Source organism: Moritella viscosa (assembly GCF_900120065.1).
In the GTDB taxonomy this organism is placed as follows: Bacteria; Pseudomonadota; Gammaproteobacteria; order Enterobacterales; family Moritellaceae; genus Moritella; species Moritella viscosa.
Genome location: NZ_FPLG01000114.1, coordinates 259,846 through 268,286, shown reverse-complemented (window position 1 = coordinate 268,286; position 8,441 = coordinate 259,846). Strand labels below are relative to the sequence as shown.

The 8,441-nt window shown below is 36.7% G+C and carries 6 protein-coding genes; 3 read left to right on the top strand and 3 right to left on the bottom strand.

The genetic code is table 11. The annotated features are described in order from the left end of the window. Positions 1-896: 896 nt before the first annotated feature. Positions 897-2,069, top strand: a complete 1,173-nt coding sequence (locus BT797_RS19405; protein ID WP_075473201.1) for a hypothetical protein — start codon at positions 897-899, stop codon at positions 2,067-2,069. Between the two features lie 132 nt (positions 2,070-2,201). Here BT797_RS19405 and BT797_RS19400 read toward each other — a convergent pair whose 3' ends face one another. Next, positions 2,202-2,603, bottom strand: coding sequence for a tellurite resistance TerB family protein (locus BT797_RS19400; RefSeq protein WP_367888845.1), 402 nt, complete (start codon positions 2,601-2,603; stop codon positions 2,202-2,204). Here BT797_RS19400 and BT797_RS24730 point away from each other — a divergent pair. Further along, positions 2,524-2,691: a TOPRIM nucleotidyl transferase/hydrolase domain-containing protein gene (locus BT797_RS24730; RefSeq protein ID WP_367888844.1), complete on the top strand. Its 168-nt coding sequence runs from the start codon at positions 2,524-2,526 to the stop codon at positions 2,689-2,691. The genes BT797_RS19400 and BT797_RS24730 overlap by 80 nt on opposite strands. A gap of 362 nt (positions 2,692-3,053) precedes the next feature. Continuing rightward, positions 3,054-4,841 (top strand): ABC transporter transmembrane domain-containing protein, encoded by a 1,788-nt coding sequence (locus BT797_RS19395; protein WP_045110437.1) that lies wholly within the window; start codon positions 3,054-3,056, stop codon positions 4,839-4,841. Positions 4,842-4,868: 27 nt separating this feature from the next. On the opposite strand, the gene BT797_RS19390 is transcribed toward BT797_RS19395, so the two are convergent. Continuing rightward, positions 4,869-5,417, bottom strand: coding sequence for a hypothetical protein (locus tag BT797_RS19390; protein WP_244534249.1), 549 nt, complete (start codon positions 5,415-5,417; stop codon positions 4,869-4,871). Positions 5,418-5,532: 115 nt separating this feature from the next. Further along, on the bottom strand, positions 5,533-8,148 hold the full coding sequence (locus tag BT797_RS19385) for a beta-N-acetylhexosaminidase (protein WP_244534248.1): 2,616 nt from the start codon (positions 8,146-8,148) through the stop codon (positions 5,533-5,535). Between the last annotated feature and the right edge of the window lie 293 nt (positions 8,149-8,441).

The following is an 8,441-nucleotide window of genomic DNA, read 5'->3' as shown; positions in this document are numbered from 1 at the left end:
GCTTCGTCAGTCGATATACTTGTCGTGTACTTAGGTTTAGAAGCGCGGCAGCATCAACGCCAGAGATACGTTTATCAATGACATTTTTGATGGTGTTAATTCTGTATATTTCAATATCAGTCATAGTGAGTAACATCATGTAGATCCAGAGCGTCGAATTGATGCTCTGAAGATAGTTCAACATGACATTTCTAACGGTGACAAACCTGACATTTCTATCGGGGACCTACAACAACACTGCGCATAATGTATATTATGTTAAATTGGAAATAGGGGATGATAACTTCATGAATCTGATCTGTAGTTCTACCTCAAGATCATGTCTCGTATTTAACATGTATCTTATTTACCATAAAGTATATGATATGCATCTAAATGATTACATCATATTTTATCCAAAATATGATGTAATCAAATATCTACAGACATATAAAAACCAAGATTATTCAATTTCTATTGAATTAAAATGCGCACTTGGGGAGCTATATTGACGCTCTTAATTTTACTCTAAGCAAGCGAAAATTTCTTTGAACTCAGCCTAGTTTTAGGTGTATTCATTACTTCTATATTTCTCATTACAAAATTCCTTGATCATTTAAAACACCGACGATTCCTCTTGGTAAATTAAGGTAATAGACAAGACCCCATCCGAAACTGGTCTTCCAGTTCTATTAAGCTCTCAAATTAAATGGTAGAAAGATACTTCTTTTGCAATGTTAAATATTGTTTTTACAATGTTAAGCATTGTTAACTGTAAGGTAAGTTATTGTTAATAAAGAAAATTGTGGTTTTTTTATTAAAAACAACCTAAACTACCACTAAGTGGTTGGTTCAATTAAAGGTTCTACCCCACTTTGTTTAGCAATTTAACTTCAACAACTTTATGGATCATAACGATGATAAAAATTAAGTTTAATCAGAAAGTCAATATTAGTATTTTAAGTTTAATACTATCTTGTACTGCTTCAGCTCAGTCTCAAGATATACATTCAGCTCCGTCTAAAGGTGAACATTTTTGGAATCAAGAACTAACGAAATTAATGCGAGAAAGTCATTCAGGTACTTTTTCTAACTGGAGTAATGATTCATCTATAGACATTGGTGCTTTGGGTTATATAGATCACATTACAGGAGAATTCACATTAATAAATACTGATCTAGTTAATAATTCTGAATACTTCCAATCTAAAGGGTTTAGTAAAAATGTGAATTTTTCTTCTAAAGACACTAGTCATCAAGCTGTAAAGGTCGAGGTTGATGGTAACTATAGGGATCCTCAAACAGGTTTAAAAGTTGCTGCCGCGATACAGAGCACTTGGGATTTTAAAAGTGAAAATAGTCTCGCTGCGTCTTATGTTATGTCAAAACAATCGTATACAAATAATCCTTACGAGCTTGTTAAAAATAATTGGGAAGTAATAAAAGATGCAGCTAACAAAACATCATATTCCGAGGAGTCAAAAACTGGTATAACACAAGGTTTTGGTATTATTACTGGTGTTAAATGGGCAAGCAGAGGGGTAACAATTGCAAGTACTGGAAAAGATGGGTCTTTTGGAATGACAACCTCCCTAGATTTCTTTTCACCTAAAAATGATAAAGTAGGTATTAAAGCTAGTATTCTTAAAGAAAATAGTAGTAAAAATGTTACCGCAATATCTTTCCCTAACGAAGATCAAAACACTGATTTAGTTCCGGTTTCTTTTACCTTTACATCAATTGATGGAACTAAACCTATTGTGAATTGGACAAAACCAATTCACCAACTTGAATTATTGATAGATAGTCAACCCGGTGCTACTTACAAAACTTATTGGAGTGTATCTTATACATTATCTGACGGTTCCTCAGAAAGAGAGACTAGTTATTTTTCTGCCCCAGGAAGTGCGGCTGTATATTTACCTCATGATGCTACAGATGTTCAGCTAAGTATTGAACTGCCAGGTGTATATACAAGCAATAAATGTGTGAAAGAATGGCATGATCCAATTAATCAATGGGCTGATGGTAAAAAGGTAGTCCACACCAATGGTGTTTGGCCAAACAATGGCTGGTGTGATGAATTATAAAGGAGCCAGCGTTAGTAACTCAGTTGATACATTACGATGTTAGGTTAACATAAATGATCTCATCATATTTTAGATAAAATATGATGAGATCAAAAAATATATAAAACCAAACTGGCGTTGATTTTATATCGATTATAAAGGCTCTGGATATGCGGCTAATTTTGCTTTAATGAAATCTGAATGTGTAATGTAGATAAGTTCTGATACTTGTCTGATCAAAGCTTCCTCATATGGGTCAATAACACCATCGGCATAAGCGACATGCCACATGGCTTCAATCAACACATATCGTTGTGCATAATCGATGTTACGTAATTTAGAAGTGAACTCATAAATTGATACGGCTTCTTCACTATTTTTTTCTGCAATAGCTAATAACCCATTAGCCCTTTCAATATTGATATCGAGTAATAGTGAAAGCTGATGTGACTTTGCATCTGTTTCTTTCTCACTAATCGCATTATCAGCACTTGCAACTTCACATAATAATGCAGCCATTGATAAATTAAACTCTCTTGTATCAATGGCTCCCATTGAAGGCGCTTCATCTGTGAGTTGTTTAAATAAATTTTGTAATGCTTTAAACATAAAATGCTTCGCTCTTATTGATAATGATAAATAGTTGTCTTGATATTAAGTTGAGACAACAATTATTGTAAAAAGTTGGTATCAACTCCCTACTCTATATACCTTTTTTTATTGATAGCATGCATATTAACAACATAATTTAAGATTTGTATGAATACTATGTTGTTTATGAGACTAAAACGTTGTTTTCTATCTATAATTAATCCCCCTTGAACGCGGATACAAATTTATTTTCTGATTATATTTAATATAAACGAAGTGAATAACCAACAAGGGTAGATATTGCTGTCTAATTCTAATAATTTCGTTATGGTATTGAAACGATAGTGATATTATCTGAACAATATAATAGTAAAAATAGAGTCTTCCAATCAATCTAGTGTAAAGGTGCATGTAATGGGTTCAATATTTTCCGGGCAAATAAATAAGACTCAAGCATTCACAAGTTTATTGCCTATTATTGCTTTTATTAAACCCTACAAACTGATGGTAGTGTACGCCCTACTCGCTCTTTTAGTGACTGCAGGGGTTAACTTATCAATTGGTCAAGGGGTTAAGTTTGTAATCGATAATGGCTTCATTGCAGGTTCAGAAACTCAATTGAAAAATGCCATACTTGTGCTTGTTGTACTTATTACATTACTTGCTATCGGTACATTTAGCCGATTTTACTTAATGTCATGGTTAGGTGAACGCGTGAGTGCGGACATAAGAAAAGCGGTTTTTAATCAGATTATTAAACTGCACCCAAGTTACTTCGAAGAAAATAGAAGTGGTGAAATAATGTCAAGACTAACAACTGACACCACACTACTTCAGTCTATCATTGGCTCCTCATTTTCAATGGCATTACGCAGTGTGCTTATGTTATGTGGTGGCTTGATTATGTTATTCGTCACTAATTTAGGGCTGACTTTATGGGTTGTTGCTTGTGTCCCTTTTATCCTTATCCCAATACTTATCTATGGTAGAAAAGTAAGAGTATTGGCTGCAAGTAGCCAAGATGCGATTGCAGACATTGGTACATATGCCGGTGAAATAATTCAAAACATTAAAGTCGTGCAAAGCTATACGCATGAAGACAAAGAACAATCATCATTTGCTAATGAAGTTGAAAATGCATTTACAGTGGCAAAAGATAGAATCAAACAACGCTCGCTATTAATCGCTATTGTTATATTCCTGACATTTAGTGCCATCAGTATCATGCTTTGGATTGGTGGTATGGATGTACTCGAAGGAAAAATGACCGCCGGTGAATTAGGCGCGTTTGTATTTTATGCCATTATGGTCGCTATGTCTGTCGCTACTATTTCCGAGGTCTATGGAGAATTACAGCGGGCAGCTGGCTCTGCTACACGGTTATTAGAATTGCTTGAAGTCACAAGTAAGATACGATCACCAGACACACCGAAAGACATCATTAAGCAACATGACAATATTATTGAATTTAAAAACTTAGACTTTTATTATCCATCACGTCCCAATACCGCGGCTTTAAAGTCAATTAATCTTAAAATTCCGAAAGGTAAAGTCGTCGCATTAGTTGGTCCATCAGGCGCAGGTAAAACAACACTATTTGAACTCTTACAGCGATTTTATGATCCGCAAATGGGTCATGTACTGTTTAATAATATTAATATTAATGAGTTAGAACTGAATGATGTGCGTAAACGAATGGGTATGGTACCACAACACCCAGTCTTATTTAGCTCTGATGTGTGGCATAACATTCGCTATGGCGATCCAACTGCTTCAGATGACGATGTGATTAAAGCGGCTGAACTAGCCCATGCCAATGAATTTATTGAGCAATTACCAGAAGGTTATAACAGTTTTTTGGGTGAGCAAGGCGTGCGTTTGTCCGGTGGTCAAAAACAGCGTATCGCCCTCGCCCGTGCGATCTTAAAAGACCCTGAGGTATTATTACTCGATGAAGCAACCAGTGCCCTCGATGCAGAAAGTGAACATCATGTTCAAGCAGCTCTTGAAAAATTAATGGAAAATAGAACGACACTTATCATTGCCCATCGGTTATCAACAGTAGTGAATGCAGATCTTATTTTACTTATGGATAAAGGGGAAATTGTTGCACAAGGAACTCATACTCAATTAATTCATGAATCCACTTTATATAAACGTCTTTGTGAACTTCAGTTTGATAAAGCCACCAATAAAGCATGAGTTAAATATGCATTGTACGTAAAGTTGCTAATTGCTCGTTTTAATCTCGTTCTGTAGTTGCTGATAACCAGTCAGATATTCTGTAGGTCGTGTGATAAGTGGACCGTGGTTACTCCCCGGTTTTTCTTGTAGTCTGATGGTCAAATCATCATTACCTAGGTCTTTAGGTAACGAAAATGAGAACATTTGGTCGTAAACACATAGCTCATCACATGTTCTAAATGTTGCTCGCTCTTGTTTAATCGCGACAGACGTCTGTCCGTTTAAAGACACAAATTCATATTCAAAGCCAAAATCGGTATGTTTAACAAGTAGGTTAACACGCGTATTTATTTGGTGTTTTTCATTCTTACTTTCTCTGCCATACATATAGGCATCGGCTCTGAATAATGCTTTGCTGGTTCCAGCTTGTGGCTCTAATGTTATTGTTGGCCCAGTTAACCTTTTACCTTCCCAGGTTTGTTTAATTGAGATCATATCTTGAAATTGCTCAGCGTTTGCATCTTGGTAAGTATTTGTACAGGCTGCAATTGTGAGGGGGAGTAATAGTGGCGCTAAAAATTTAAGTTTCATCATTGTAATCTCTTGTTATAACCTTGGCCGTTTTTAATAATACGCTTTAATTCATTGCATAATGATAAAGGTGATCGAACACAATCACCTTTATTTACTATTTATAGCCTTTGGTTAATTATTTTACGCTTGTGATACGACTAAAGCGTTTACCATCGGGTGATACCGTTCTTAATTCTGCGGATGTTACTTCAACAGGTTTAGTCCAAGTTACCCATGATGAACCTGAGTCTGTGCTGTATTGTACCTCTAGACCAGGGAATGCGACGTTCGTGACCAGTTTACCTGACTCTATTTTCCCACCAGGTACTGGTAAGCGATATTGAATACCCGTTGAATCTATTTTAGCCAGTTCACGTTGTCCAATGATGTTAGCAAACTGAATCCACTCAGTCTGCTGCTCGTTGGTATCGACAAATGTAGTCTCGCCACCTTTGAATTCGCGATCTTTAATATAATCGAGTTCCCATGATGCTTTATGCCACGCTCGTTCTGCTAATGGTAAGATCCGTGGGAACACCATGTACTCAAACTGTTCATCCGTACGTACTACCTCACTCCAAAGTTGACCCGAAATACCATTGTATCCACGATTTTCCGTGTCACCTTTTATATTAAAGTTGTTACCATCACGGTCTTTAGATGTTTCAGCATTCTGAGGTAAATTGTTCGGTGAGAATTTAAATACTTTTTTGCTGTCTGTGTAACGCGTTGCCCAATAATAACCACGTTCTTTAGGGTTTACTTCTTGGGGAAAATCAAAATACAGATAATCCGGATGTGATTGAACGACTTCGAAACCTTGCTCTACCATGTGATTTGATGTATTCGCTCCACCCCAGTATAAGGTTTCCCAAACGTTAGCAACAGCAGTCAATGGTAGATCTTTGGACTCAACATCTTTAAGCCCATCTTGCCAAAGCTGTGTTTTTTCAATACCTGCAGAAGAAATGATATTTGCTACTTTTTTAACAAACATAGGACCAAGATCATGCGCTGTTTCTAAGCCATCATCTGCGGCGACTTGCGCGATACATTGTGGTGATTTAGCCCACGGCATTGATTCTTTAGTTAAGTCTTTATCACCTTTCCAAGCCGTAGACCCGCCCGTCTGCTCATAACCATTACCTAAATGAATATTTTTAGCTTCATCACCGCCCATGTGCCATGTTTTTAATGGTTGACCGGCTTCTTGGTGCATTAATTGCATTTCAGAAATAACTTTACTAATGAACTTATAAGTTGAATCCATGCAAGGATTTAAGATACCGTCATTGTAGAACTGAATAGTAGTATAAACGGATTCATCATCAGGATCTGCTAAGCGATATTCATTTGCTTTTGTAATATCAGAATCTTTATATTTGTTATAACGTGCTTCCATTGAAACCACACCAGCACGCGCATGTGCTGGCATATCAATCTCAGGAATAACTTCAATATTACGAGCATCAGCAAATTGGACTAATTCGATGTAATCGTCTTTAGATAAATAACCTGAGCCGGGGTTATCTGATGTTGGACCAGACCCAAGTTGAGGTAATAAACAGTTGTTCTCGTCTAAATCGTGGCAACGCTGTGAACCAATATCTGTTAATTCTGGTAATCCAGGGATAGCTAATCTCCAGCCTTCATCATCAGTTAGGTGGATATGGAATTTATTCAGTTTATACGCACTCATTTGATCGAGTAAGCGTAAAAGCGATGCTTTGCTGTGGAAGTTACGCGCAATATCGACTTCCATTCCACGGTACTCAAAGTTTGGCGCATCTTTAACACTGACTTGAGAAATCACTTTGTTAGATGAAAAGTCAGAAGGGATAAGTGATGCCATTGATTGTAATGCGTAGAGTGCGCCGGCATTATCAAATGCAATAATCTCAGCACCGCTATCTGAAATCTGGAGGCTATAGCCTCCAGATTTAGCATAAGTAGTGTCTAATTGTAGAGGTGCAATAATCACGTTTACTGGGAATTTACCTGAAACATTCACACCGAAATTATTAAATCGGCTTGTAACTGCAGCAAGTGACGCCGTATTCATGGCCGGAGCATTAATGTTAATGCCTTTACTGAGGTCTGCACTTCCGGTAATGGCGGAATCTTGCCAAACAGGGGTTGGTAAAATCTTGTTTGCTATTGTAGATACAGACAGTTGGGCGGTCCCTTTATTTTTATCAAACCGCGTATTAGCATTCATGACTATATTGTTATCACCGGCATGACGTTTTAAATTTTCGCCCGTTAATGATTCCATGATTTCGGACATATCTTCTGTATCAGTACTTGCGATAACTTTAGGCTCTGCGTTTTCGGCAGCCACGTAATAACGTGGGATCACATCTGTTTCAAATAATGACCAATATTCTGCAATGAAGTTTATCTCTACTGTTGAGTTAGCTTCAAATCCCTTAAATTCAGCAGTCGGTGTGATTTTATGCAAGTCACCATTGATATGTTCAATCGTAAACGCTGGTGATTTAACATCTAAGATTCGGCGAATACTATGAAAGTATATCTCCCACTGATTGGAATTGATCGCAACGCCGTTATTGGTTAATTGAATAGTGGCATCTTGACATGCCGCCCATTCAGCGCCAAGCGATTTACATATTGCTGCTGAGTCACCTTCAAGCTTTTGATTTACTTGATAGGTAACTTGTACCGATGACGATATTGCATCAACAACGGTTTGTGTTGATGACGTTTCTAAAGTTGTAGTACAACCTACCAATGCGGCACTTAATCCAAGTGCTATTGCTGTTTTTTTTCATATCCAACCCTTCCTTTGAGTGAAATCCGTTTAACCATAAACTTAATTTGGACTATAAAATAACAAGCGGTATTTACCAGCCGTATTTATACTTGTTGTGACAATAATCACTTTTATAATGCATTTTATGGATATTACGTGATTAGAATCATTGTTAATTAATAATTAAATATGAGATACAAATTCAATCATTACAAAATAGAATATAACGATCACGGAAACTGACTCAGGTTAAATGGAACGTAATTCTAGAT